This is a genomic window from Citrobacter sp. Ce119 (assembly GCF_030334525.1).
GTDB classification, from domain to species: domain Bacteria; phylum Pseudomonadota; class Gammaproteobacteria; order Enterobacterales; family Enterobacteriaceae; genus Citrobacter; species Citrobacter europaeus.
This window is the reverse complement of sequence record NZ_JAOWDR010000060.1, coordinates 624,285-646,674: the sequence shown is the minus strand read 5'-3', so window position 1 is coordinate 646,674 and position 22,390 is coordinate 624,285. Positions and strand designations below refer to the sequence as shown.

At 53.5% G+C, this 22,390-nt stretch carries 26 protein-coding genes and 1 riboswitch; of the genes, 14 read left to right on the top strand and 12 right to left on the bottom strand.

Annotated features, from left to right (window positions below; genetic code table 11):
• Nucleotides 1–2 precede the first annotated feature (2 nt).
• The 12 genes from OGV80_RS23270 to pduF all read right to left on the bottom strand — a co-directional run bounded on the left by OGV80_RS23270 (nt 3) and on the right by pduF (nt 11,099).
• Nucleotides 3–788, bottom strand: coding sequence for a cobalt-precorrin-6A reductase (locus OGV80_RS23270; protein WP_043016812.1), 786 nt, complete (start codon nt 786–788; stop codon nt 3–5).
• On the bottom strand, nt 785–1,510 hold the full coding sequence (locus OGV80_RS23265; RefSeq protein ID WP_087052579.1) for a precorrin-3B C(17)-methyltransferase: 726 nt from the start codon (nt 1,508–1,510) through the stop codon (nt 785–787). The genes OGV80_RS23270 and OGV80_RS23265 overlap by 4 nt, the downstream gene beginning before the upstream one ends.
• Nucleotides 1,510–2,565: a cobalt-precorrin 5A hydrolase gene (cbiG, locus tag OGV80_RS23260; RefSeq protein ID WP_043016813.1), complete on the bottom strand. Its 1,056-nt coding sequence runs from the start codon at nt 2,563–2,565 to the stop codon at nt 1,510–1,512. Before cbiG ends, OGV80_RS23265 begins: the two co-directional genes overlap by 1 nt.
• Nucleotides 2,546–3,319, bottom strand: a complete 774-nt coding sequence (locus OGV80_RS23255) for a cobalt-precorrin-4 methyltransferase (protein ID WP_003030275.1) — start codon at nt 3,317–3,319, stop codon at nt 2,546–2,548. The genes cbiG and OGV80_RS23255 overlap by 20 nt, the downstream gene beginning before the upstream one ends.
• Entirely contained in the window at nt 3,312–3,881 is a 570-nt protein-coding gene (locus OGV80_RS23250) for a decarboxylating cobalt-precorrin-6B (C(15))-methyltransferase (RefSeq protein ID WP_043016815.1), read from the bottom strand. Before OGV80_RS23250 ends, OGV80_RS23255 begins: the two co-directional genes overlap by 8 nt.
• Nucleotides 3,871–4,476, bottom strand: a complete 606-nt coding sequence (locus OGV80_RS23245; RefSeq protein ID WP_087052578.1) for a cobalt-precorrin-7 (C(5))-methyltransferase — start codon at nt 4,474–4,476, stop codon at nt 3,871–3,873. Before OGV80_RS23245 ends, OGV80_RS23250 begins: the two co-directional genes overlap by 11 nt.
• The gene (gene cbiD / locus OGV80_RS23240) at nt 4,470–5,606 is read right to left on the bottom strand and encodes a cobalt-precorrin-5B (C(1))-methyltransferase CbiD (RefSeq protein WP_043016817.1); all 1,137 of its coding nucleotides are present in this window, start codon (nt 5,604–5,606) and stop codon (nt 4,470–4,472) included. Before cbiD ends, OGV80_RS23245 begins: the two co-directional genes overlap by 7 nt.
• Entirely contained in the window at nt 5,603–6,235 is a 633-nt protein-coding gene (locus OGV80_RS23235; protein ID WP_087052577.1) for a cobalt-precorrin-8 methylmutase, read from the bottom strand. Before OGV80_RS23235 ends, cbiD begins: the two co-directional genes overlap by 4 nt.
• 10 nt (nt 6,236–6,245) lie before the next feature.
• The gene (gene cbiB / locus OGV80_RS23230; RefSeq protein WP_087052576.1) at nt 6,246–7,205 is read right to left on the bottom strand and encodes an adenosylcobinamide-phosphate synthase CbiB; all 960 of its coding nucleotides are present in this window, start codon (nt 7,203–7,205) and stop codon (nt 6,246–6,248) included.
• On the bottom strand, nt 7,202–8,581 hold the full coding sequence (locus OGV80_RS23225; RefSeq protein WP_043016820.1) for a cobyrinic acid a,c-diamide synthase CobB: 1,380 nt from the start codon (nt 8,579–8,581) through the stop codon (nt 7,202–7,204). Before OGV80_RS23225 ends, cbiB begins: the two co-directional genes overlap by 4 nt.
• Nucleotides 8,582–8,669: 88 nt before the next feature.
• A riboswitch (cobalamin riboswitch) is annotated at nt 8,670–8,844 on the bottom strand.
• A 332-nt stretch (nt 8,845–9,176) separates the two neighbouring features.
• The gene (gene pocR / locus OGV80_RS23220) at nt 9,177–10,088 is read right to left on the bottom strand and encodes a transcriptional regulator PocR (protein ID WP_043016821.1); all 912 of its coding nucleotides are present in this window, start codon (nt 10,086–10,088) and stop codon (nt 9,177–9,179) included.
• 201 nt (nt 10,089–10,289) lie between these two features.
• The gene (pduF, locus tag OGV80_RS23215) at nt 10,290–11,099 is read right to left on the bottom strand and encodes a propanediol diffusion facilitator PduF (protein WP_043016822.1); all 810 of its coding nucleotides are present in this window, start codon (nt 11,097–11,099) and stop codon (nt 10,290–10,292) included.
• A 524-nt stretch (nt 11,100–11,623) separates the two neighbouring features.
• On the opposite strand from pduF, the gene pduA reads away from it, so the two are divergent.
• From pduA to pduP, 14 genes are read left to right on the top strand one after another with little or no spacing between them, the layout of a single operon-like run.
• Complete coding sequence (pduA, locus tag OGV80_RS23210) at nt 11,624–11,905, top strand: propanediol utilization microcompartment protein PduA (RefSeq protein ID WP_003030255.1); 282 nt, start codon at nt 11,624–11,626, stop codon at nt 11,903–11,905.
• The gene (pduB, locus tag OGV80_RS23205; RefSeq protein WP_003834129.1) at nt 11,905–12,717 is read left to right on the top strand and encodes a propanediol utilization microcompartment protein PduB; all 813 of its coding nucleotides are present in this window, start codon (nt 11,905–11,907) and stop codon (nt 12,715–12,717) included. The genes pduA and pduB overlap by 1 nt, the downstream gene beginning before the upstream one ends.
• 18 nt (nt 12,718–12,735) lie before the next feature.
• Nucleotides 12,736–14,400 carry a propanediol dehydratase large subunit PduC gene (gene pduC / locus OGV80_RS23200; protein WP_003030249.1) on the top strand — a complete coding sequence of 555 codons (1,665 nt, stop codon included), beginning with the start codon at nt 12,736–12,738 and terminating at the stop codon, nt 14,398–14,400.
• Nucleotides 14,401–14,410: 10 nt separating this feature from the next.
• Complete coding sequence (gene pduD, locus OGV80_RS23195) at nt 14,411–15,085, top strand: propanediol dehydratase medium subunit PduD (protein ID WP_047410249.1); 675 nt, start codon at nt 14,411–14,413, stop codon at nt 15,083–15,085.
• Between the two features lie 14 nt (nt 15,086–15,099).
• The gene (pduE, locus tag OGV80_RS23190; protein WP_043016824.1) at nt 15,100–15,618 is read left to right on the top strand and encodes a propanediol dehydratase small subunit PduE; all 519 of its coding nucleotides are present in this window, start codon (nt 15,100–15,102) and stop codon (nt 15,616–15,618) included.
• Nucleotides 15,619–15,633: 15 nt separating this feature from the next.
• Nucleotides 15,634–17,466 (top strand): diol dehydratase reactivase subunit alpha, encoded by a 1,833-nt coding sequence (locus OGV80_RS23185; protein WP_087051374.1) that lies wholly within the window; start codon nt 15,634–15,636, stop codon nt 17,464–17,466.
• Nucleotides 17,456–17,806 carry a glycerol dehydratase reactivase beta/small subunit family protein gene (locus tag OGV80_RS23180; protein WP_043016826.1) on the top strand — a complete coding sequence of 117 codons (351 nt, stop codon included), beginning with the start codon at nt 17,456–17,458 and terminating at the stop codon, nt 17,804–17,806. Before OGV80_RS23185 ends, OGV80_RS23180 begins: the two co-directional genes overlap by 11 nt.
• Before the next feature lie 19 nt (nt 17,807–17,825).
• The gene (pduJ, locus tag OGV80_RS23175; protein ID WP_001057752.1) at nt 17,826–18,101 is read left to right on the top strand and encodes a propanediol utilization microcompartment protein PduJ; all 276 of its coding nucleotides are present in this window, start codon (nt 17,826–17,828) and stop codon (nt 18,099–18,101) included.
• Nucleotides 18,102–18,124: 23 nt separating this feature from the next.
• The gene (locus OGV80_RS23170; protein ID WP_087051373.1) at nt 18,125–18,589 is read left to right on the top strand and encodes a BMC domain-containing protein; all 465 of its coding nucleotides are present in this window, start codon (nt 18,125–18,127) and stop codon (nt 18,587–18,589) included.
• The gene (locus OGV80_RS23165) at nt 18,589–19,221 is read left to right on the top strand and encodes a phosphate propanoyltransferase (protein WP_043016828.1); all 633 of its coding nucleotides are present in this window, start codon (nt 18,589–18,591) and stop codon (nt 19,219–19,221) included. The genes OGV80_RS23170 and OGV80_RS23165 overlap by 1 nt, the downstream gene beginning before the upstream one ends.
• Entirely contained in the window at nt 19,218–19,709 is a 492-nt protein-coding gene (gene pduM / locus OGV80_RS23160; protein ID WP_087051372.1) for a microcompartment protein PduM, read from the top strand. Before OGV80_RS23165 ends, pduM begins: the two co-directional genes overlap by 4 nt.
• Before the next feature lie 3 nt (nt 19,710–19,712).
• The gene (locus OGV80_RS23155; protein WP_043016830.1) at nt 19,713–19,988 is read left to right on the top strand and encodes a EutN/CcmL family microcompartment protein; all 276 of its coding nucleotides are present in this window, start codon (nt 19,713–19,715) and stop codon (nt 19,986–19,988) included.
• An 8-nt stretch (nt 19,989–19,996) separates the two neighbouring features.
• Nucleotides 19,997–21,004 (top strand): two-domain cob(I)yrinic acid a,c-diamide adenosyltransferase PduO, encoded by a 1,008-nt coding sequence (gene pduO, locus OGV80_RS23150; RefSeq protein WP_075145984.1) that lies wholly within the window; start codon nt 19,997–19,999, stop codon nt 21,002–21,004.
• A complete protein-coding gene (pduP, locus tag OGV80_RS23145; protein WP_043016832.1) occupies nt 21,001–22,386 on the top strand; it encodes a CoA-acylating propionaldehyde dehydrogenase PduP in 1,386 nt (461 codons plus the stop codon). Before pduO ends, pduP begins: the two co-directional genes overlap by 4 nt.
• Nucleotides 22,387–22,390: the final 4 nt, after the last annotated feature.

The following is a 22,390-nucleotide window of genomic DNA, read 5'->3' as shown; positions in this document are numbered from 1 at the left end:
CCTTAAGCAGCGGCCAGCCAGCGCGTTAAACGCGCCCCAAAGGCGGCCTGACTTTCCAGTAACTCATCTCCCGTCACCAACGGTGCCGGACGTGTAATCACGATGCAGGGGATACCGGCATCCAGACAGGGTTGAACTTTTTCCTGATAACCACCTTCCGCGCCTGATGCTTTGGTGATCACCACATCAGCCTGACACTGGCGATAAAACGCAGCGTTGAACTCGGCGCTAAACGGCCCGCACAATGCGAATATTTCACCGACACCAAACCCAAGATCCGCGCATTGCTGAATGACTTCAGGTACAGGCAGCACGCGTGCCAGCAGCGTTTTTTCAGGCAACCCTTCGCGCCAGATAGCCAGATCTTTACTGCCGGTCGTCAACAGCACGCGATCGCCGAAGCGTCGAGCCACCTCGCACGCTTGCTGAATACTCTGTACGGTATACAACTGCGGGTGGGTTAAACCGCTCAACTGCTCAGGACGCTGATAGCGGCTCAGCAATACGCCCGCGGCTTCGCAAGCGCTCATGATGTTGCGGCTCACCACCTCGGCATACGGATGCGAGGCGTCGATCACCCAGCGCGTCTGATTTTCCTGCAGCCAGGCAATCATTTGTTCACGTTCCAGACGTCCGCAGCGCACCTGGCCTTTAATATCTCCCGCCAGCTGTTTCCCCGTTGGGGTTGCAACCGACAGGGTGTAAGCCACGTTTGCCGCATCCAGTTGCTGGCACAGCATGCGCGCATCGCTGGTACCGCCCATGACCAGCACATCACCATAATTCACAGCACATAACCTCGTGGCGTGATCATCAGGCCGTCCTGAACATAGGTGGTTTTGTTGCCAACGATCACAAGACTGGTCATATCAACCGGTTCAAAGTCCATTTCGCCAAGAGTGGTCAGCCATTTTTCCTGCTTTTTACGTCCAGCTGACTTCACAATACCGACCGGCGTTTGCGCGCTTTTGCTGGCAGACAGCAGTTCAAATGCACGCGCCAGATGACCTTCGCGTCCCCGACTGCGCGGGTTGTAGAAACAGATAACAAAGTCTGCTTCGCCAGCGGCAACGATACGTTTTTCGATGACCGGCCACGGCGTTAACAGATCGCTTAAGCTGATGTGGCAGAAGTCGTGCATCAGCGGTGCGCCAAGCAAAGAGGCGGCGGCAATACTGGCGGTCATGCCAGGGATTAACCTGACCTCAACGTCCAGCTTTTGCTTGCTGACCAGTTCGAGCACCAGCCCAGCCATACCGTAAATCCCCGCGTCTCCGCTGCTGATCAGCGCCACATTGCGACCCGCCTGCGCCAGCTCGATAGCCGCCTGGCAGCGTTCAATCTCTTTGCACATCCCGGTTTTGATCACCTGCTTGTCGCCAGTGAACGCTTTTACCAGATGGGTGTAGGTTTTATAGCCAACGATGATTTCCGCTGCCTGCAATGCTTCAACGGCTTCCATGGTCATCATTGCCTGCGAGCCAGGGCCAATTCCAATTACGCTTAACATCAGTGTGAAACTCCCAAAGTGATAGTGACGCCCTGTTCTCGCAGGGTCTCGCCTAACAGTTTTCCGTGGCTCAACAGCCAGGCTGCAGGACCAGAAACGCTTCCTGTACCCACCGTTTTGCGAACAAACGATGAGGCCGGAAAACGGTGCTCATGCTCACGCAGCGCGTCAGCGGTAAAGGTTTCGAAAGGAACGCGACAGCACGAAGCCAGTTGGATAAGTCCCTGTTCATCTTTTTTCAGCGTGATACTGCCAATCGCTTTTAGCGCCAGCGGGTCGAGCTGCTGGGCTTCAAGTTGGCGGGCTAGCAGCGCGGCCAGAAGTGGGAACGGCGTGTCACGACGACAACCAATTCCGGCCACCACACGCTGCGGCACCAGCTTCCAGTGCGGAACAGGCAGATCGGGTAAATTGGTGCGTAAGGTGATACACACCAGCGCATCCAGTTCAGGTAGCTGGTTGAGATCGGTGACCGTGATAAAACCGCGCCGGTCGCAATGGCTGACATCCTGCGTCAGTTCGTCATCCCACCACAGTCCAACTCGCTTATTGCTGACCAGCATCTGATTAACGATCTTGACCGCCGAACGGAAATCACTCATCCGGGCATTCAGTTGAAATGCCAGCGTATCCAGTGCCGCCATATCGTTCACATCCGTCGCCGTAGTGATAACCGGGTCTGCGCCCAACATGCCCGCCAGATAACGCGCCAGCGCATTCGCGCCCCCTGCGTGACCGGAGAGCAGGCTGATGACATGCTGGGCACGTTCATCAATGACCACCACAGCCGGATCGCAAAATTTGTCGTTGACCAGCGGGGCCAACACGCGGACCGCAATGCCGGTCGCCCCGATAAAAATCAGCGCCGAGTAATTCGCAAACGCTTCGCGGGCGGTATTCGCAAAGCCGTTTTCGAAAGGAACAAACCCCTCTTCCAGCAGCTTTTCACTGGTAAAACAGGTGACCGGCAGCATGGCCGCCAGACGTTTCGCCAGCACAACGCCGCCGGGGGTCAGGCAAAAAAGCGCAATAGATTCAGGCTTTACGGTATTCATGGCTAAAGTCCGCCGCATAGAGTTTGGAGTAGTGATACTCCGAGCCCAGGAAATTACCGACCAGAATAAGAGCCGTTTTACGGATGCCCGCATCGCGAACCTTGTCGCCAATATCCGCCAGGGTACCGCGCACGGTCTGGCTTTCTGGCCAGGTGGCCTTGTAGATCACCGCCACTGGCGTGGTCGCCGGATAACCGCCTTCAATCAAACGCTCCGCTACCCGATGAATACGCTGGACGGACAGATAAATCGCCATAGATGTCTGGTGACTGGCAAAAGACTCCAACTGTTCACGTTCCGGTACCGGCGTGCGTCCTTCAAGGCGAGTAATGATCAGGCTCTGCGAAACCTCAGGCACGGTATACTCAACGCCCAGCTCCGCCGCCGCGCCAAGGAATGCGCTAACGCCAGGCACCACCTGCCAGTCGATCCCGCGTTTGGTCAACTCCTCGCCCTGCTCGCGCACGGAACCGTACAGCGAAACATCGCCGGTTTGCAGGCGGACAACGGTCTTACCCGCTTTCACTCCGGCTTCCATCAGGTCGAGGATCTGTTCCAGATGCAGTTCAGCGCTGTCGTGACATTCAGCGCCGGCAGGGCAATATTCCAGTAGTTCTGTGTTAATCAGCGATCCGGCGTAGATAACAACCTGCGCCTGCTGTAGCAACCGGTAACCTTTGAGGGTAATCAGCTCGCGATCGCCAGGACCTGCGCCAACAAACCACACGCTACGGGGATCAAAAATCTCAGACATGGTTTCCTTCCTTCTGACAGGCGATAACAAATACGGGGTTATTCGGTTTGAAATAGTGACCACTGCCAAGCGTGGCAAGCGAGGAAACCTGTAACTGCAGGCAATCCACTCCCTGTACGCCAAGATGGTCCAGATGCGCCAGCGCGGTGTTGAGGTTTTCCTGGAGGATGAACGTCATCACCAGCCGCCCGGCGGGATGTAATTGACGCATTGACCAGTCAATCAGTTCGGTCAAATGGCCGCCGCTGCCGCCCATAAAAATGGCATCGGCTTTTTCCGCGATGGTCATTGGCGCAACGCCAGGAAAAATGTCGATGTTTGCACAGGCAAAATGCTGGCGGTTTTCATCCAGCAATCTGAGCGCCGCCGGGTTACGCTCGATTGCCGTCACGCGCAATCCAGGGTATTGCAAAGCGGCTTCTATCGACACGCTGCCGGTTCCGGCACCAATATCAATCAGGTGACTGGCGCGGTGTAATTCAAGTTTTGAGAGGGCAAGTGCGCGTACCGCTTCTTTGGTCATCGGCACTTTCTCTCCACGTAGAAACAGCTCATCTTTCATCGAGGATCACCACTGCATTCATGTCATAGTCGGCGTTAACTTCACTCACAGGCAGGAAATGGATCCGTTCGTTTTCCATCGCCAGGTTTTCGCCAATCACCATCCAGCGATGTCCCTTGCCTCGTGCGATAAGCTGTTGTGCAATTTCCCGTGGGCCGCACAGCGTATCTGTCACCATCGCCACCTTGTTATGTCGCGCCAGTTCATCAAAACAGACACTACGACCATGGCTACTGGTCAACCACATATCGTTCATATCAATGCCGGACTGCGCGCACAGGTACTGCACCGCGCTAATGCCGGGAATAATGCGTACATTTTCAATACCGAAATGGCCCACCATGCGCGTCCCGATGCCGTAAAACAGCGGATCGCCAGACGCCAGCACCACAATGTGTTGTTCCTGGTGCGCGCTGATCCAATTCAGGAGTTCCGGGATATTGGCGCCAAGAGCAAACTGTTCACCGGTAAAATCCGGGAATTGCTGCAAATGCCGCTTTCCACCGACCAGAACATCAGCCTCTGCGATCGCTTCACGCGCCGCAGGCGTCATTAAATGCAAACCGGCGGGCCCCATCCCTACAACGGTTAACATTGCATTTCCTCAGCAATTTCTGCGACCGGGCGATTACTGCCAAGCACCTGATTATCAAAAGAAAACATGATGGCGTCGCAGGTCGGGGGATTTTTGGTAAAGCGCAGCGTTTGCAGGACGCGCATACAGATGCGCTTAGCCAGATGGTTATAAATGTGCTGAAAACCGTATGCTTCGATGTGTTCCATCGCCGCCTCGGTGGTATCGCAGTCGCTGACCAGCGTCAGCAGTTCCAGCGGCGCGCCAAGTAATGCGAGGTGGGCCACCAGCGTTTCCATGCGGGCATCGGCAATATGGCTGTGGGTATGGAAGATCCCCGCCGCAATTTTGACGAGCTTGCCTGGATGTCCCACCAGTACGATTTGCCGGAATCCAAGACGTACGGCTTCTTCAATCATGTAGCCAACAAAGTTGCTCATGGTGACCACCACCTGAGTGTCGATCCCCATCTGTTCGCGCACAAAACGCTCGCCGTGGTTTCCAGGCACCAGTACGACACGCTCCAGCCCCGCCGCTCGCTTAATTTCCAGCTCCAGCGACAGTGAACGTTTCCAGCTCTCTTCCGACATCGGCGTGACGATCCCCGTAGTGCCGATAATCGAAATGCCGCCCAGAATGCCAAGGCGGGAGTTGTAGGTTTTTTGCGCCCGCTCTTCACCTTCCGGCGCGAAGATTTCAATCTGCGCTCCACGATTCGGCCCAATCGCCTCACGTACCGCAGACTCAATGGTCTGGCGAGGTGTGCGGTTAATCGCCGAACTCCCCACCGGCAGGCCGATCCCTTTGCGGGTTACCGTGCCAACGCCTTCCCCGCCCTGAAGGGTTATCTCTTTACTATCGTTTAACGTCACGCGGGCAAAAATCAGCATGCCGTGGGTGGCGTCCACATCATCGCCACCGTCTTTGCGGATGGCCGCTATCGCCTGCTGTCCTTCGATATGCGGCGACTCCACGTTCAGGCACAGCGTCACACCGGAAGGCGTGACAATGGAAACCTGATGGATCAGGTGTTGGCGCAGTACCATCAGCGCTGCCACTTTTGCAGCCGCCGTCGCGCACGATCCCGTGGTATATCCCTTACGCAACGCTTTACCGTTGTGCCAAACCGGCGTATCGAAGGCCTCGCTCATCGCGCCCCCTGCATGTGATAAAGCATGGCGTTGACGATAGCGGCAGCGACATTACTTCCCCCTTTGCGACCTAGCGCTGCAATGGCGGGCAAATTGCTTTGGGTCAGGGCATCTTTCGACTCTTCTGCGCCAACGAACCCGACCGGTACACCAACCACACCGCTGACGGCTACATCATGCTCTAGCAGGCGAAACAGCGCTGTCGGCGCGTTGCCAAAGACAAACAGCTTTTCCCCTTCTTCCTTCACCGCAATGTCGACGGCCGCCATGGACCGGGTAATACCCTGCTCTTTTGCCGTACGTACGACGCGCGGGTCGCTGATGTAGCAGCGGCATTCACCGCCGAATTTTGCCAACAGCGTTTTATTGATCCCGGAAAGCGCCATCGTGGTGTCGGTATAAATCACGCTCGAACGGCTAAGCGCCGCACAAAACTGCTCCAGCACATCACTGGAAAACCACAGAATGTCCAGCCAGTCGAAATCCGCCGTCGTGTGAATGACCCGCTTGATAATGGCTTCATGTAACGGACTGGCAAACTGATAGTCCGGACGGGTTTCACTGATGATCTCGCCAATAATGTCGAAACTTTTGGCCTCAATCGCCTGGGGTTGCTGGATATATTGCATTGTGTTGTCCTCAGGCTACACCGACCAGCAGGCATCGCAGCGCAATAAACAGCGCCAGTGCCAGCGTCGATGCCACCCACATCAATCGAATCGTATGGGAAATGTCGTCTACCGAAATGTCACGTTGTGCATCACCGATCCACGGTTTCTCAACGCGCTCGCCAAAGTAGTCATTTGGACCACCCAGCCGAATTCCTAATGCGCCGGCAACGGATGCTTCCGACCACGCACAGTTTGGGCTGCTGTGGTTGTAGCGATCGCGCCAGCCAATCTGCAACGCACGCGCGCCATCCTGGCGGCATAAAAACGCCGCTGCGCCCAGCAGCAGCCAGCTCAGCCTCGCAGGGATATAATTTGCGACATCGTCCAGGCGGGCGCTGACCATACCGATTGCGCGGTATTTCTCATGTTTGTAGCCCACCATGGAGTCAAGGGTGTTTACCGCTTTGTAGGCCATCGCCAGAGGCGCACCGCCGAGAAAAAGGAAAAACAGCGGCGCGATGATGCCGTCGACAGTGTTTTCAGCCACGGTTTCTACTACGCCGCGATTGATCTGCTGAGGTTGTAATTGCGAGGTATCGCGTCCCACAATCCATGACAATTTTTCACGACTTGCGGCAAGATTACCGGCACGTAGCGGACGTTCGACATCCTGCGCCGCGTTTGCCAGACAGCGCCCGGCCAGCACGGTAAAGATCATCCAAACCTCCACCACCCAACCAAGCCAGGGATGAATAGATTGCGCCAGCGCCAGCACTCCCCAGGACACTGTCCAGGTCAGACCGACCACCACAATCCACATCACCGCGCCGCCGATACGTAGCGCGCGGTCGCTATGGCAGTAACGCCGAACAACTCGCTGCACCGCAGAAACCAGATTGCCAATCCAGCGCACCGGATGTGGCCAGTTCTGCGGATCGCCGATGATATAATCAAGCAGCCAGGCAACACACCACGCGAGGATCGTCATAGCGCACTCCTCGCGGCTGCCAGCCAATGGTTGAGCATCTGCGGACGTTGAGCAAAATGAACGTGTAGATAGCTGGCGAAGGTGTTTCCGACCTGCCAGCCGCCAGACCAGGCTTGCAGCGTTTTGCCATCGCGCACTTTGCGACAGTTCATCACCGCTGGCGTTTCAGGGGTAAAATCGGAGTAGTGGAATTCATGTCCGCGCAGCACTTCGCCTTCTGCGGCTAACAATGTTTGCTGTGTGGCCTGCGCTTCACAGTAGCCAAATCGGGTCAGACGTTTCCCCATTTTGCTGTGACCGGGAATGATATCCGCCATCAGCCAGGTATCGCCGTGGCTATCCTCCAGCGAACTGCCGAGATACATCAATCCCCCGCACTCGGCATAAATCGCGACACCCCGCTGATGCGCTGCCCGCAGTTGGCTAAGCATCGAAACATTGCGAGCCAGCGTCGCAGCATGTAACTCAGGATATCCGCCACCTAACCAGACCATCTGACAATCGGGTAAGCTGGTGTCGTGCAACGGGCTAAAACGAACAATCTTAAGCCCTGCGCGCGCAAGGAGCGTGATGTTATCCGGGTAGTAGAAGTTGAACGCTTCGTCATCGGCGATGGCAAGCGTTAGCCCTGCTCCGGCGTCTGCGGCAGGCAGCGCTGGCCATTCACCAGTGGGAAGGTTGGTTAACTGGCTTAATTTCAGCAGCGCATCGATATCAAGAGTTTGCTCCAGCGTCGCGGCAAACTCCTGCCACGGCTGCTGGTTAATAACCGACTCGCGTGCGGTAACCAAACCCAGATGCCGTTCAGGAAGCGCAACGCCTTCCATTCGGGGAACATAGCCCAATACGGGGACATCGCAATAACGCTCAATCGCCACTTTCAGGAGCTGGTAATGCGATTCGCTGTTGACCCGGTTAACAATGACGCCGGCGATGTTCAGGGTTGGATCAAAATGCTGAAATCCCATTACCGTCGCGGCGATCGAGGTGGAAACGGCTTTGCCATCAACCAGTAAGATAACAGGGCAGCCTAACTGTTTGGCCATCGCGGCGGTGCTGCAGTAATTTGGGTCGGTGCCATAACCGTCATACAGCCCCATAACACCTTCAATCACCGCGATTTCCGCATGTTGCATTTGCTCGCAAAATAGAGCGTTCAACGTGGGGACGGGAAGCATGAAGCTATCAAGATTGCGCGAAGCAGTACCGCATACCGCTGTATGCCAGCCGGTATCAAGGTAATCAGGACCCACTTTGCAAGGCTGGACGCGTAAACCGCGTTTTTTCAACAAGCTCAACAAGCCCAGCGTCACCGTGGTTTTACCACAGCCGCTTCCGGTACCTGCAAGAACAAATGCGTGAAAATTGGCCGCCATACCCTGATCCTGTTCAGGGTGGTAGGGGTGTAGAGATACCCAGTCTCTCGACTGTATGCATCTGAACCACCCACTTCCCACCGAAGTTGTTGGTAGTCACTGACAGGCAGGTCTTCTGGCTTAGCGTCATCCTCACCCGTCCTTCCCAATCTTGCGATCAGTGGTCCATACGGGGTCGTCAGCATCACAGCAGCGGGGGCTGCGGGGGATTCTCACCCCCTTCCCTACCACAAATGTGGCAAACCTGTCAGTTCAAGAGCCTGGTTAATTAAGCTCTCTGTTATGAGGTAAATTCACAACCTCATGACAATAATTCAATTTAATATCTTTCCGGGTTCATTCAGCCAATTATCTGGCCTAAACCCACTTATTCATATGTTCAAACTTTGAATGAAAGCGTCAGTAAAGAATAAAGAAAGTCATTCACACAGACACTGTATCTCATCACAAAAATAAAAACTGGTGCAGTTTATCCCTCTGATACCATTAATTTGTTGCGCTATGACAATTTATTGACTGGTGTCGTTACTTTTCATTTTATAATGACTGACATAGCGCCCTATATCAAAAATCGGCAATAGCAAAATATTGCTATTTAGGCGGATTCACTACGTGAAATGACATTAATTTGCTGGCGAAATGCCTGCGGCGTAACCTGATAAGTTTGACGGAAAACCTTGCAAAAATAACTGGTTTGCGAGAAGCCCAAATTACGCGCAATGCTGGCAATGCTCCAGTCACTGTGACAAAGCAACTCTTTGGCACTGGCCATTCTCTGCTGGTTTACCCATGCGTTAAAACCGATACCCTGATATTTTTTGAACAATTTACTGAAATAGTAAGGACTCAGGAAAACATGAGAGGCAACATCCTCCAGACGCAATTCGTCTGATAAATGCGCATCAATATAGCGCAGAGCTTTTTTCATTTTACTGTCGTGAGGGTTGGTACTGCGGTTCGCACGAACCGGCTCTGACTGCTGCGGATTATCCTTGATAACAACAAAATTAAGTTGTTTCTTAAGACAATTTTCTACAATGAGTTTGAGAAGATCCGCAGAAGCGATGACTCGCGAATAGTCCATCTCCGGTACATTACGAAATTCACTGACCAGCTCGGGATCCGCTTGCCAGCGATCATCTACATTCAGAATATCAACCAGACCGACATCATTACTTAAGCGGACTTGTCCACAAAGCACAAACCCTACCAGGTGTCCCGCAATGACCAGCGGAATTGAGAAATCGGTAAGCCCGGCGTGACAGCGATAGATGCAGGGTTGATCGGATTTCGAAGCTTCCAGTCCCCCACAGCGATCGCTCATACGACAGCGGGTACTGTGCTGCGGATGCTGGCGCATCAACTGGCAAAATGGGGTGAAATTAAAAAGCTCAGAAATTTCATCACCGTGAATATTGACAACCACAACGGCCAGACTGGTGGCCTGCGCAAAATCCTGTGCGATTTTATTAATGAGTTCTGAGTTCAGGGCACTCGCAGAAATCATGATAAAACCTCTCAGTTAATTTATTGTTATAAACAAAACATATTATTCACATTCATTTTCATCCTGCCATCCTGAGCAATGATGAAAGTCATCATTGAACATAACAAAAGTCTCCCATTGTTGGGAGACTTTTTCAGCGGTTCAGGAAACCGGATCACGAAAACAGTTTTTACCTTTCAAAAATAAACTTCTTCTGTGAAGCTAGCTCTCATTTTCCTCCAGCTTACACGTATTACACGGTAAATTTTTGCCAATAAAATAACGATAAATTGCTGCGCCCGCGCAAGCACCGATGATAGGGGCGACAATCGGCACGATAAAATAAGGAATATCACGTCCACCTGTCATCGCAACATCTCCCCATCCGGCCATCCAGGCAAACAATTTAGGACCAAAATCACGCGCCGGATTCATTGCAAATCCGGTAAGCGGACCGGTGGATGCGCCGATAACAGCGACCAGAATACCAATCAGCAATGGCGCCAACGGACCTTTAGGAACACCGTTACCATCATCAGTCAGCGCCATGATCATTCCCATAAGAATGGAGGTAATCACCACTTCGACTAACGCGGCCTGCCATACGCTGAGCGCCGCTGCAGGATAGGTACTAAAAATACTGGCAAGTTGCAGACTTTCCAGACTGCCGCGCACCATCTGGTGGGCCGATTCATATTCGGTAAACAGACTGCCGTAGAGCAAATACCCCAGCAGTGCACCGCCGAAGGCACCCGCAACCTGTGCCACGGAGTAAGGTAAAACTTTACGCCCCGGAAAACAGGCAAACAGCCACAGAGCAATAGTGATAGCCGGGTTGAGATGCGCGCCAGATATCCCGGCAGTCAGATAGACTGCAAGCGAGATCCCCAGTCCCCATATGATGCAGATTTCCCACAATCCCAGGCTGGCACCCGCGACTTTCAGGGCACTCAGGCATCCAATACCAAAAAATAAAAACAGCCCGGTACCCAAAAACTCAGCAATGCATTGTGCTTTTAGTGAATCGTTCATTGTGACACCTTCTAAGCAGAGTTCGTGTCTTTACCAGCGGACTCCTTGCTGGCAAGTAGAATACTTCAAGGCTTACTATAAAAAGGCATGTCGGCAAATTGTTGGCAATCTGCGAGTGGTATGATTTTTAAAATCGTGCTGCGATAGCAAATTCTTGCTATCACCTTTATTAAAACAGGTGATAAAACGAGGACTCACCCTATTAAAAGCACATTTTCAAAATAATAAAATATTGCTAATAGCAGAATTCCGTTTTCAAACCACCATCACAATTTCATTTTTCCGCATAGCAAATGATATTTAAACTGTCACTCAGAAAAGTGTAAATATGGAATTGACATAACCAAATAATCACATCATAAAAAATTAAAATAACAATATAAAACAATCACATAAAATAAAACACAGCAATTTTATATCACCGTATCCTCACTATTTTTTCACTCTTACTTTCAACTCAGCCATTCTTTTTCCTCGCTTCTTTTTATAGTCATGAAAATCGGGACAACCCAGGCGAGGTCTTTATGCAACAAGAAGCGTTAGGAATGGTAGAAACCAAAGGCTTGACTGCAGCCATAGAGGCCGCAGATGCAATGGTGAAGTCAGCCAATGTAATGCTGGTCGGCTACGAAAAAATTGGTTCGGGGCTGGTAACAGTTATTGTCCGCGGCGATGTCGGCGCAGTCAAAGCAGCAACAGATGCAGGTGCCGCCGCAGCCCGTAACGTGGGAGAAGTGAAAGCCGTACACGTCATCCCACGCCCTCATACCGATGTAGAAAAAATCTTACCGAAGGGAATTAGCTAATGAGCAGCAATGAGCTGGTTGAACAGATCATGGCGCAGGTGATTGCTCGTGTGGCAACGCCGGAACAGCAGGCTATCCCTGAAAATAATCCTCCAACACGAGAAACGGCTATGGCAGAGAAAAGCTGCAGTTTAACGGAGTTTGTCGGTACTGCGATTGGCGACACCGTCGGTCTGGTAATCGCCAACGTAGACAGTGCCCTCCTGGACGCGATGAAACTTGAAAAACGGTATCGCTCCATTGGCATCCTCGGCGCACGCACTGGTGCGGGTCCTCACATCATGGCCGCCGATGAAGCGGTAAAAGCAACAAATACTGAAGTCGTCAGTATTGAGTTACCACGTGATACCAAAGGCGGCGCAGGACACGGCTCGCTGATTATTCTCGGCGGCAACGATGTTTCCGACGTGAAACGCGGCATTGAAGTTGCGCTGAAAGAGCTGGATCGCACCTTTGGCGATGTTTATGCCAACGAAGCCGGTCACATCGAAATGCAGTACACCGCACGCGCCAGCTACGCACTTGAAAAAGCCTTTGGCGCACCGATTGGCCGTGCCTGTGGCGTTATCGTCGGCGCGCCAGCATCCGTTGGTGTCCTGATGGCTGATACTGCGCTGAAATCCGCCAATGTGGAAGTTGTGGCCTACAGCTCCCCAGCCCATGGAACCAGCTTCAGTAACGAAGCCATCCTGGTCATTTCAGGTGATTCCGGCGCTGTTCGCCAGGCCGTTATCTCCGCCCGTGAAATCGGTAAAACCGTTCTCGGGACCCTCGGCTCAGAACCGAAAAACGATCGTCCGTCCTACATCTGATATCAGTGAGGCTGATTCATGAGATCGAAAAGATTTGAAGCACTGGCGAAGCGCCCTGTGAATCAGGATGGCTTCGTTAAGGAGTGGATCGAAGAAGGCTTCATTGCGATGGAAAGCCCGAACGACCCCAAGCCGTCAATTAAAATCGTCAACGGTACAGTCACTGAACTGGACGGTAAATCCGCCAGTGAATTTGACTTAATTGACCATTTTATTGCCCGCTATGGCATTAACCTGGCACGCGCTGAAGAAGTCATGGCGATGGACTCGGTAAAACTTGCCAATATGCTTTGCGACCCTAACGTGAAGCGCAAAGACATTGTGCCGCTGACCACCGCAATGACGCCGGCAAAAATTGTCGAAGTGGTGTCCCATATGAACGTCGTTGAGATGATGATGGCCATGCAGAAAATGCGTGCGCGTCGTACACCATCTCAACAGGCGCACGTTACTAACGTTAAAGATAACCCGGTGCAGATTGCCGCTGATGCTGCTGAAGGCGCATGGCGCGGGTTTGACGAACAGGAAACAACCGTTGCCGTTGCGCGTTATGCGCCATTTAACGCCATTGCGCTGTTAGTCGGCTCACAGGTTGGACGCCCTGGCGTATTAACCCAGTGCTCGCTGGAAGAAGCAACCGAACTTAAACTCGGCATGCTAGGCCACACCTGCTACGCGGAAACCATCTCCGTCTATGGTACTGAACCCGTCTTTACCGACGGCGACGATACACCATGGTCGAAAGGCTTCCTCGCCTCTTCCTACGCCTCACGTGGCCTGAAGATGCGCTTTACCTCCGGCTCAGGCTCAGAAGTTCAGATGGGTTACGCCGAAGGCAAATCGATGCTTTATCTGGAAGCCCGCTGTATTTACATCACCAAAGCCGCTGGCGTACAGGGTTTACAAAATGGTTCAGTAAGCTGCATCGGCGTGCCTTCCGCGGTGCCATCAGGCATTCGTGCTGTGCTTGCTGAAAACCTGATCTGCTCTTCTCTGGATCTGGAATGTGCTTCCAGCAACGACCAAACCTTTACCCACTCGGATATGCGTCGTACTGCCCGCCTGTTGATGCAGTTCCTGCCGGGTACTGACTTCATCTCTTCCGGTTATTCCGCGGTACCGAACTACGACAACATGTTTGCGGGTTCGAACGAGGATGCCGAAGATTTTGACGACTACAACGTTCTCCAGCGTGACCTCAAGGTAGATGGGGGTCTGCGTCCGGTTCGTGAAGAAGACGTTATCGCCATTCGTAATAAAGCGGCGCGCGCACTACAGGCCGTCTTTGCTGGAATGGGATTACCGCCAATCACTGATGAAGAAGTGGAAGCTGCGACCTACGCCCACGGTTCGAAAGATATGCCTGAACGAAACATCGTTGAAGACATCAAGTTTGCGCAAGAGATCATCAATAAAAACCGTAACGGTCTGGAAGTGGTGAAAGCCCTTGCTCAGGGCGGGTTTACCGATGTCGCTCAGGACATGCTCAACATCCAGAAAGCCAAGTTAACCGGGGATTATCTGCATACCTCCGCCATTATCGTTGGCGACGGACAGGTGCTATCCGCAGTAAATGACGTCAACGACTATGCCGGTCCGGCAACAGGTTATCGCCTGCAAGGCGAACGCTGGGAAGAGATCAAAAACATCCCTGGCGCACTTGATCCCAACGAACTTGGCTAAGGGGTGAAAAATGGAAATCAATGAAAAGCTGCTGCGCCAGATAATTGAAGACGTACTGTCTGAAATGCAAACCAGCGACAAACCTGTCTCATTCCGCGCATCGACAACGGCTAGCGCACCACAGGCTGCTGCGGTACAAGGAGACAGTTTTCTGACCGAGATTGGCGAAGCCAAACAAGGCCAGCAGCAGGACGAAGTGATAATTGCCGTAGGTCCGGCGTTTGGACTGTCGCAAACCGTCAATATCGTAGGGATCCCGCATAAGAATATCTTGCGAGAAGTGATTGCCGGTATTGAAGAAGAAGGTATTAAAGCGCGTGTTATACGCTGCTTTAAATCCTCCGATGTGGCGTTTGTCGCCGTTGAGGGTAACCGTCTGAGCGGTTCCGGGATCTCTATCGGCATCCAGTCAAAAGGCACCACGGTTATCCACCAGCAGGGGTTACCGCCGCTTTCAAACCTGGAGCTGTTCCCTCAGGCACCGCTTCTGACGCTGGAAACCTATCGCCAGATCGGTAAAAACGCCGCGCGTTATGCCAAGCGTGAATCTCCGCAGCCCGTCCCTACTCTGAATGATCAGATGGCTCGTCCTAAGTACCAGGCGAAATCGGCCATTCTGCACATAAAAGAGACTAAATACGTCGTGACGGGCAAAAACCCGCAGGAACTGCGCGTGGCGCTTTAATAAAGGATAACTCCATGAATACCGATGCAATTGAATCGATGGTTCGGGATGTGCTGAGCCGGATGAACAGCCTGCAAGGCGAGTCCGTAACGCCTGCTGCGGCGAGCTCATCAACACATACCGCGAAAGTCACGGATTACCCTCTCGCGAATAAACATCCTGAGTGGGTAAAAACAGCAACCAACAAAACTCTGGATGATTTCACGCTTGAAAATGTTCTGAGCAACAAGGTGACGGCGCAGGACATGCGCATCACCCCTGAAACGCTGCGCCTGCAGGCAGAAATCGCCAAAGATGCCGGACGTGACAGGCTGGCGATGAACTTCGAGCGCGCCGCTGAGCTAACTGCTGTTCCTGACGATCGCATTCTTGAGATCTACAATGCGCTGCGCCCGTACCGCTCAACGAAAGATGAGCTGATGGCCATCGCCGACGATCTCGAAAATCGTTATCAGGCCAAGATCTGTGCAGCTTTCGTTCGTGAAGCGGCAGCGCTGTACGTTGAGCGTAAAAAACTCAAAGGCGACGACTAACTCAGGGACAGGATCATGCGATATATAGCTGGCATTGACATAGGCAACTCATCAACGGAAGTCGCTCTGGCAACCCTGGATGAGTCTGGCGCGCTGAGCATCACCGGCAGCGCCCTGGCAGAAACCACCGGGATTAAGGGCACATTACGTAATGTGTTTGGCATCCAGGAGGCGCTTACGCTGGCGGCAAAAAACGCCGGTATCAATGTCAGCGATATTTCGCTCATCCGTATTAACGAAGCCACCCCGGTCATTGGCGACGTGGCGATGGAAACGATAACCGAAACCATCATCACTGAATCCACCATGATCGGCCATAACCCCAAAACGCCGGGCGGCGTCGGGTTAGGCGTAGGCATCACGATTACGCCGGAAGACCTGCTCAGTCGCCCGGCGGATACCCCCTACATTCTGGTGGTGTCATCGGCATTTGATTTCGCCGATGTCGCCACGATGATTAATGCTTCCGTCCGTGCCGGATATCAGTTGACTGGCGTAATTTTGCAGCAGGACGATGGCGTTCTGGTTAGTAATCGTCTGACTCAGCCTCTGCCCATCGTCGATGAAGTCCTTCATATCGACCGCATCCCTCTGGGTATGCTGGCTGCCATTGAGGTCGCGGTCCCAGGAAAGGTTATTGAAACGCTTTCTAACCCCTACGGGATTGCAACCGTCTTTGGCCTCAATGCCGAGGAGACTAAAAACATTGTCCCGATGGCGCGGGCGCTGATCGGCAACCGCTCTGCCGTGGTGGTGAAAACACCGTCAGGCGATGTGAAAGCACGAGCTATTCCCGCCGGAAATCTGGAGCTACAGTCGCAAGGTCGTACTGTACGTGTCGACGTTGCAGCTGGCGCTGAAGCGATTATGAAAGCGGTCGGTGAATGCCCGAAACTGGATAACGTCACCGGAGAGGCTGGCACCAATATTGGCGGCATGCTGGAGCATGTGCGCCAGACAATGGCTGAATTAACCAACAAACCCAGCCACGAAATTTTTATTCAGGATCTGCTGGCGGTCGATACCTCGGTTCCCGTCAGCGTGACAGGTGGCCTGGCCGGTGAGTTCTCCCTTGAACAGGCCGTCGGCATTGCCTCCATGGTGAAATCAGACCGCCTGCAAATGGCGATGATTGCCCAGGAAATCACGCAAAAGCTCAACATTGATGTCCAGGTTGGCGGCGCCGAAGCCGAAGCGGCCATTCTGGGAGCCTTAACCACCCCAGGCACGACGCGCCCGCTGGCCATTCTGGATCTCGGCGCGGGATCGACTGACGCCTCCATCATCAACCCGAAAGGCGAAATTATTGCCACACACCTGGCGGGCGCGGGCGATATGGTCACGATGATCATTGCCCGTGAACTGGGGCTGGATGACCGTTATCTCGCTGAAGAGATCAAAAAGTATCCGCTGGCAAAAGTCGAAAGCTTATTCCATCTTCGCCACGAAGATGGCAGCGTCCAGTTCTTCCCCACGCCTCTCCCACCAACGGTTTTTGCCCGCGTGTGTGTAGTAAAACCCGATGAACTGGTGCCACTGCCAGGCGAACTGGCGCTGGAGAAAGTACGGGCCATCCGCCGCAGTGCGAAAGAACGCGTTTTCGTTACCAACGCGCTCAGAGCGCTACGTCAGGTGAGTCCGACCGGGAACATTCGGGATATTCCCTTTGTGGTACTGGTTGGCGGCTCATCGCTGGACTTCGAAGTTCCACAGCTGGTCACCGATGCGCTGGCACATTATCGCCTGGTTGCCGGGCGCGGCAACATTCGTGGCACCGAAGGTCCACGCAATGCGGTTGCGACCGGGCTGATTCTCTCCTGGTACAAGGCGTTCGCTCATGGAAAGTAATCTCACCACGCCCGCCATTGTGATCTTCACCACTGCTGGCTGCGCTGACGTCTGGAGTGACGTGCTGCTGGGTATTGAAGAAGAAGGGATCCCCTTTGTCATCCAGGAGAGCCAATCAACTGACGTTATCCACAACGCATGGCTGGCTGCCTGCCAATCGCCATTGCTGGTTGGCATTGGCTGCAGTCGCGAAAAACTGGTCGTGCACTACAAAAACTTACCCACATCAGCGCCACTTTTTACGCTGACGTATCAACAAGATAACCACGCTCGTCGCAGTATTGGTAATAACGCTGCGCGGCTGGTTAAAGGCATTCCGTTCCGGGAATGCCACTCATAACCCACAGGAGAAAAGCAGTATGAATAACGCACTGGGACTGGTTGAAACAAAAGGGCTTGTCGGCGCTATTGAAGCCGCTGATGCCATGGTGAAATCCGCAAACGTGCAGTTGGTTGGTTACGAAAAAATCGGCTCAGGCCTGATCACCGTTATGGTTCGCGGCGATGTCGGCGCGGTAAAAGCTGCCGTAGATGCCGGAAGCGCAGCGGCAAGCGCCGTTGGTGAGGTGAAATCCTGCCACGTTATCCCGCGTCCGCACAGCGACGTTGAAGCCATTTTACCTAAATCCGCATAAGCGTTAAAACCAAGGAGCACAGCGTGAAGCAATCACTGGGATTACTTGAAGTTAGTGGTCTGGCATTAGCCATCAGTTGCGCGGACGTCATGGCGAAAGCCGCCTCCATCACGCTGGTGGGCCTCGAAAAAACCAACGGCTCAGGCTGGACGGTGATCAAGATAATCGGGGATGTGGCCTCCGTTCAGGCGGCCATTTCCACCGGTGTCAGTTTCGCTGAACAACGTGACGGACTGGTGGCCCACAAAGTCATATCCAGACCAGGGGACGGTATCCTGTCACATAGCGTTACCCAGGAGTCTGAACCTACACCCGAACTCACTCCAGCCGTAGCGCATGAAGAGATGCTTGTAGACCCGGCAGCACCTGAAGCGCCGCAAGATGCCGAGCTGATTAGCTGCAATCTGTGTCTTGATCCTGCCTGCCCTCGTCAAAAGGGCGAGCCGCGCACTCTTTGTCTGCACTCTGGCAAACGAGGTGAAGCGTAATGGATAAACAGCAACTGGAAACAACGGTCGCTAAAGTTCTGGATGAAATGCGCGAGCGCCCGATTCCGCTGGGGATCTCTAATCGTCATATTCATCTGTGCGCTGAAGATTACGGTCGCTTGTTTCCCAATCACCCTATTAGTGAGAAAAAAGAGCTGCTGCAGCCCGGACAATATGCAGCAGAGCAAACCGTCACGCTGGTGGGGCCAAAAGGCCAGTTAAAAAATGTGCGTTTACTCGGCCCACTGCGTAGCACCAGTCAGGTCGAGATTTCCCGTACCGACGCCCGCACGCTGGGAATTGCTGCTCCGTTGCGGATGTCAGGCAATATCAAGGGCACGCCTGGCGTTCGCCTCGTCAGCCCATTTGCTGAGCTGGACTTAGCATCCGGGGTAATTGTCGCCCAACGGCATATCCATATGTCGCCTCTCGATGCCCTGATCCTGCGCGTATCCCATGGCGATAAAGTCTCGGTCGCCATTAATGGCGATGAACGTCGACTGATTTTCGATAACGTCGCCGTACGCGTTTCGCCGGATATGCGCCTTGAGATGCATATCGATACAGACGAAGCCAATGCTGCAGGTGCTGATAATCCGCAGGCATTTGCCACACTGGTGAGCCCACGATGAACAACGAACTGCTGCAACGCATTATCGAGGAGGTTGTTTCCCGATTAAAAAAACGCGCGGAAAGCACGCTCACTCTTAGCGTCGCGCAGTTACGGGAACTCGATTCACGGAAAGTATGCTGCCAGTACTCGGCGATCCACCTCCTGCAGGTCGACCTGCCATTGTTGCAGCAAATTGCCGAGGATTGCTCAGCCAATGCGCCGGTGGTAACCATTCACGAGGCGCTGGCATGCGGAGTCCGCGTGAAAATTTCACTACATCATCGATTGTTACCCGCGATCCCCGTGAAAAAACTCGCGCGTCTGCCGCTGGAGTTCAGTGACGAGCTGGGGCGAATCATTTTTTTGCATCCTGACAAACTTCTCAGCTATGCCGACGTTGCCCAATTGAAAGGTGGCGTACTGGTGCTACGCCGCCGATGTGTCGTGACGGCCCTGGCTCAGGAAGCGGTCAGTACGCGAAATGTTCAATTAATTAAGCAGGAGTGAACTATGCATCTGGCACGGGTTACAGGCGTTGTGGTTTCCACGCAAAAATCTCCATCGCTGGTGGGGAAGAAACTGCTGCTGGTACGTCGGGTGAGTGCTGACGGAGAGCTTCCCGCATCCCCGCTAAGCGGAGATGAAGTCGCCGTTGATTCCGTCGGCGCGGGGACCGGCGAACTGGTATTGCTCAGCAGCGGCTCCAGCGCCAGACACGTTTTTTCTGGCCCTAATGAGGCCATCGACCTGGCTATCGTCGGCATTGTCGACACGCTTTCTCGTTAGGAGGAACTATGGCGATTTATACCCGCACCGGCGATGCTGGCACAACGGCCCTTTTTACCGGGCAACGCGTGAGCAAAACGCACCCGCGCGTCGAGGCTTACGGTACGCTGGATGAACTTAATGCGGCGCTTAGCCTGTGCGTTTGCGCGGCGAAAAACCCGCAGCACCGCCAGTTACTTGAAAACATTCAACTGCAGCTTTTTTGGTTCAGCGCCGAGCTGGCAAGCGAAAGCGAAGAACCAACGCCAGAGCAGCGTTATATCAGCTCGGAAGAAATTGCAGCACTGGAAGCCGCCATCGATACCGCAATGGGCAGGGTACCTCCCCTGCGCAGCTTTATCTTACCTGGCCGCAGTGAAGCCGCCAGCCGTCTGCATTTTGCCCGCACGCTGGCTCGTCGCGCAGAGAGGCGACTGGTCGAGCTCTCCACCGAGATCGCCGTCAGACACGTGCTGATGCGTTATATCAATCGCCTGTCCGACTGTTTATATGCGCTTGCACGTGCAGAAGATCATGACGCCCATCAAAACGACATTATTCAGAAGGTGGCGGAGCGCTATCTTGCCGCCATCCGTACTTCAGCCACGAGGGAGCCGGCTATGTCTCTGTCTTTTCAGGAACTCCACCAACTCACTTGCGCTGCGGTAATGAGAGCAGAAGAACTCCAGGTTCCGGTCGTCATCAGCATTGTCGATGCGAACGGGACCCAAACGGTGGCCTGGCGCATGCCTGACGCATTACTCGTCAGTAGCGAACTGGCGCCGAAGAAAGCCTGGACTGCCGTGGCGATGAAAACCGCCACGCATGAGTTGACATCAGAGGTACAACCAGGCGCCGCGCTTTACGGTCTGGAAAGCCATATGCAGGGAAAAGTCGTCACCTTTGGTGGCGGGTACGCTTTATGGCGTGAGGGTTTACTCCTTGGGGGTCTTGGCATCAGCGGGGGAAGCGTTGAGCAGGATATGGACATTGCAGAAACGGCCATTGCGGCGATTAACGTGAGAACACATCAATGAATACTTCAGAACTTGAAACCCTTATTCGTAACATTTTGAGTGAACAACTCGCCCCGGCAAAAACAGACGTTAAGAATAACGGAATTTTTCCGTCCGTTGGCGAAGCGATCGATGCGGCTCATCAGGCTTTTCTGCGTTACCAGCAATGTCCATTGAAAACCCGCAGCGCCATCATAAACGCCCTGCGCGAAGAACTGACGCCTCATCTTGCTTCACTGGCCGCTGAGAGCGCTGCCGAAACGGGAATGGGCAACAAAGAGGATAAGTTCCTTAAAAATAAAGCCGCGCTGGACAACACCCCGGGTATCGAAGATCTCACCACCACGGCGCTAACCGGCGACGGCGGCATGGTGTTATTTGAGTATTCTCCATTTGGCGTAATTGGCTCCGTCGCCCCAAGCACCAACCCGACGGAAACCATTATTAACAACAGCATCAGTATGCTGGCTGCGGGAAATAGCGTTTATTTTAGCCCGCATCCGGGTGCTAAAGCAGTCTCACTGAAGCTGATTGCCATGATTGAAGATATTGCTTTCCGTTGCTGCGGGATTCGCAATCTTGTCGTCACGGTCACAGAACCCACCTTTGAGGCTACCCAGCAGATGATGGCGCACCCTAAAATCGCAGTTCTGGCGATTACCGGTGGCCCTGGCATTGTTGCTATGGGCATGAAAAGCGGGAAGAAAGTCATTGGCGCAGGCGCAGGGAATCCGCCCTGCATTGTTGATGAAACGGCCGACCTGGTTAAGGCGGCGGAAGATATCATCAATGGCGCATCCTTTGATTACAACCTCCCCTGCATTGCTGAGAAGAGCCTGATTGTTGTTGATGCTGTTGCTGAACGACTGGTTCAACAAATGCAGTCTTTTGGCGCGATGCTACTCAATAACGAAGAGGTAGACAAACTGCGCGCAGCCTGTCTGCCAGAAGGCGTGGCCAATAAAAAACTGGTGGGTAAAAGCCCGGCAATCTTACTGGAAGCAGCAGGAATACCGGTTCCGGCAAAAGCGCCTCGATTACTGATAGGCATCGTCAAGGCTGACGACCCGTGGGTGACCAGCGAGCAACTGATGCCAATGCTCCCCGTCGTCACGGTGAGCGATTTTGACAGCGCGTTAACGTTGGCCCTCAAGGTTGAAGAGGGATTGCATCACACCGCCATTATGCATTCGCAGAATGTGTCACGTTTGAACCTTGCCGCGCGCACGCTTCAGACCTCCATCTTTGTGAAAAATGGCCCCTCTTACGCCGGGATTGGCGTGGGTGGTGAAGGCTTTACTACTTTCACCATTGCGACGCCAACTGGCGAGGGAACAACATCTGCGCGCACTTTCGCACGCTCTCGTCGTTGCGTGCTGACAAACGGTTTTTCTATTCGCTAATGGG

What these genes read in the sequence shown, in the direction of transcription:
- cbiB (WP_087052576.1), bottom strand. Translation starts at nt 7,205, where the DNA reads ATGACGATCCTCGCGTGGTGTGTTGCCTGGCTGCTTGATTATATCATC.
- pduO (WP_075145984.1), top strand. Translation starts at nt 19,997, where the DNA reads ATGGCGATTTATACCCGCACCGGCGATGCTGGCACAACGGCCCTTTTT.
- pduD (WP_047410249.1), top strand. Translation starts at nt 14,411, where the DNA reads ATGGAAATCAATGAAAAGCTGCTGCGCCAGATAATTGAAGACGTACTG.
- pocR (WP_043016821.1), bottom strand. Translation starts at nt 10,088, where the DNA reads ATGATTTCTGCGAGTGCCCTGAACTCAGAACTCATTAATAAAATCGCA.
- pduJ (WP_001057752.1), top strand. Translation starts at nt 17,826, where the DNA reads ATGAATAACGCACTGGGACTGGTTGAAACAAAAGGGCTTGTCGGCGCT.
- cbiG (WP_043016813.1), bottom strand. Translation starts at nt 2,565, where the DNA reads ATGAATACCGTAAAGCCTGAATCTATTGCGCTTTTTTGCCTGACCCCC.
- OGV80_RS23155 (WP_043016830.1), top strand. Translation starts at nt 19,713, where the DNA reads ATGCATCTGGCACGGGTTACAGGCGTTGTGGTTTCCACGCAAAAATCT.
- pduM (WP_087051372.1), top strand. Translation starts at nt 19,218, where the DNA reads ATGAACAACGAACTGCTGCAACGCATTATCGAGGAGGTTGTTTCCCGA.
- OGV80_RS23165 (WP_043016828.1), top strand. Translation starts at nt 18,589, where the DNA reads ATGGATAAACAGCAACTGGAAACAACGGTCGCTAAAGTTCTGGATGAA.
- pduB (WP_003834129.1), top strand. Translation starts at nt 11,905, where the DNA reads ATGAGCAGCAATGAGCTGGTTGAACAGATCATGGCGCAGGTGATTGCT.
- OGV80_RS23245 (WP_087052578.1), bottom strand. Translation starts at nt 4,476, where the DNA reads ATGTTAACCGTTGTAGGGATGGGGCCCGCCGGTTTGCATTTAATGACG.
- OGV80_RS23180 (WP_043016826.1), top strand. Translation starts at nt 17,456, where the DNA reads ATGGAAAGTAATCTCACCACGCCCGCCATTGTGATCTTCACCACTGCT.
- pduP (WP_043016832.1), top strand. Translation starts at nt 21,001, where the DNA reads ATGAATACTTCAGAACTTGAAACCCTTATTCGTAACATTTTGAGTGAA.
- OGV80_RS23225 (WP_043016820.1), bottom strand. Translation starts at nt 8,581, where the DNA reads ATGGCGGCCAATTTTCACGCATTTGTTCTTGCAGGTACCGGAAGCGGC.
- pduE (WP_043016824.1), top strand. Translation starts at nt 15,100, where the DNA reads ATGAATACCGATGCAATTGAATCGATGGTTCGGGATGTGCTGAGCCGG.
- pduC (WP_003030249.1), top strand. Translation starts at nt 12,736, where the DNA reads ATGAGATCGAAAAGATTTGAAGCACTGGCGAAGCGCCCTGTGAATCAG.
- OGV80_RS23265 (WP_087052579.1), bottom strand. Translation starts at nt 1,510, where the DNA reads ATGTTAAGCGTAATTGGAATTGGCCCTGGCTCGCAGGCAATGATGACC.
- OGV80_RS23250 (WP_043016815.1), bottom strand. Translation starts at nt 3,881, where the DNA reads ATGAAAGATGAGCTGTTTCTACGTGGAGAGAAAGTGCCGATGACCAAA.
- pduA (WP_003030255.1), top strand. Translation starts at nt 11,624, where the DNA reads ATGCAACAAGAAGCGTTAGGAATGGTAGAAACCAAAGGCTTGACTGCA.
- OGV80_RS23235 (WP_087052577.1), bottom strand. Translation starts at nt 6,235, where the DNA reads ATGCAATATATCCAGCAACCCCAGGCGATTGAGGCCAAAAGTTTCGAC.
- OGV80_RS23185 (WP_087051374.1), top strand. Translation starts at nt 15,634, where the DNA reads ATGCGATATATAGCTGGCATTGACATAGGCAACTCATCAACGGAAGTC.
- pduF (WP_043016822.1), bottom strand. Translation starts at nt 11,099, where the DNA reads ATGAACGATTCACTAAAAGCACAATGCATTGCTGAGTTTTTGGGTACC.
- OGV80_RS23255 (WP_003030275.1), bottom strand. Translation starts at nt 3,319, where the DNA reads ATGTCTGAGATTTTTGATCCCCGTAGCGTGTGGTTTGTTGGCGCAGGT.
- cbiD (WP_043016817.1), bottom strand. Translation starts at nt 5,606, where the DNA reads ATGAGCGAGGCCTTCGATACGCCGGTTTGGCACAACGGTAAAGCGTTG.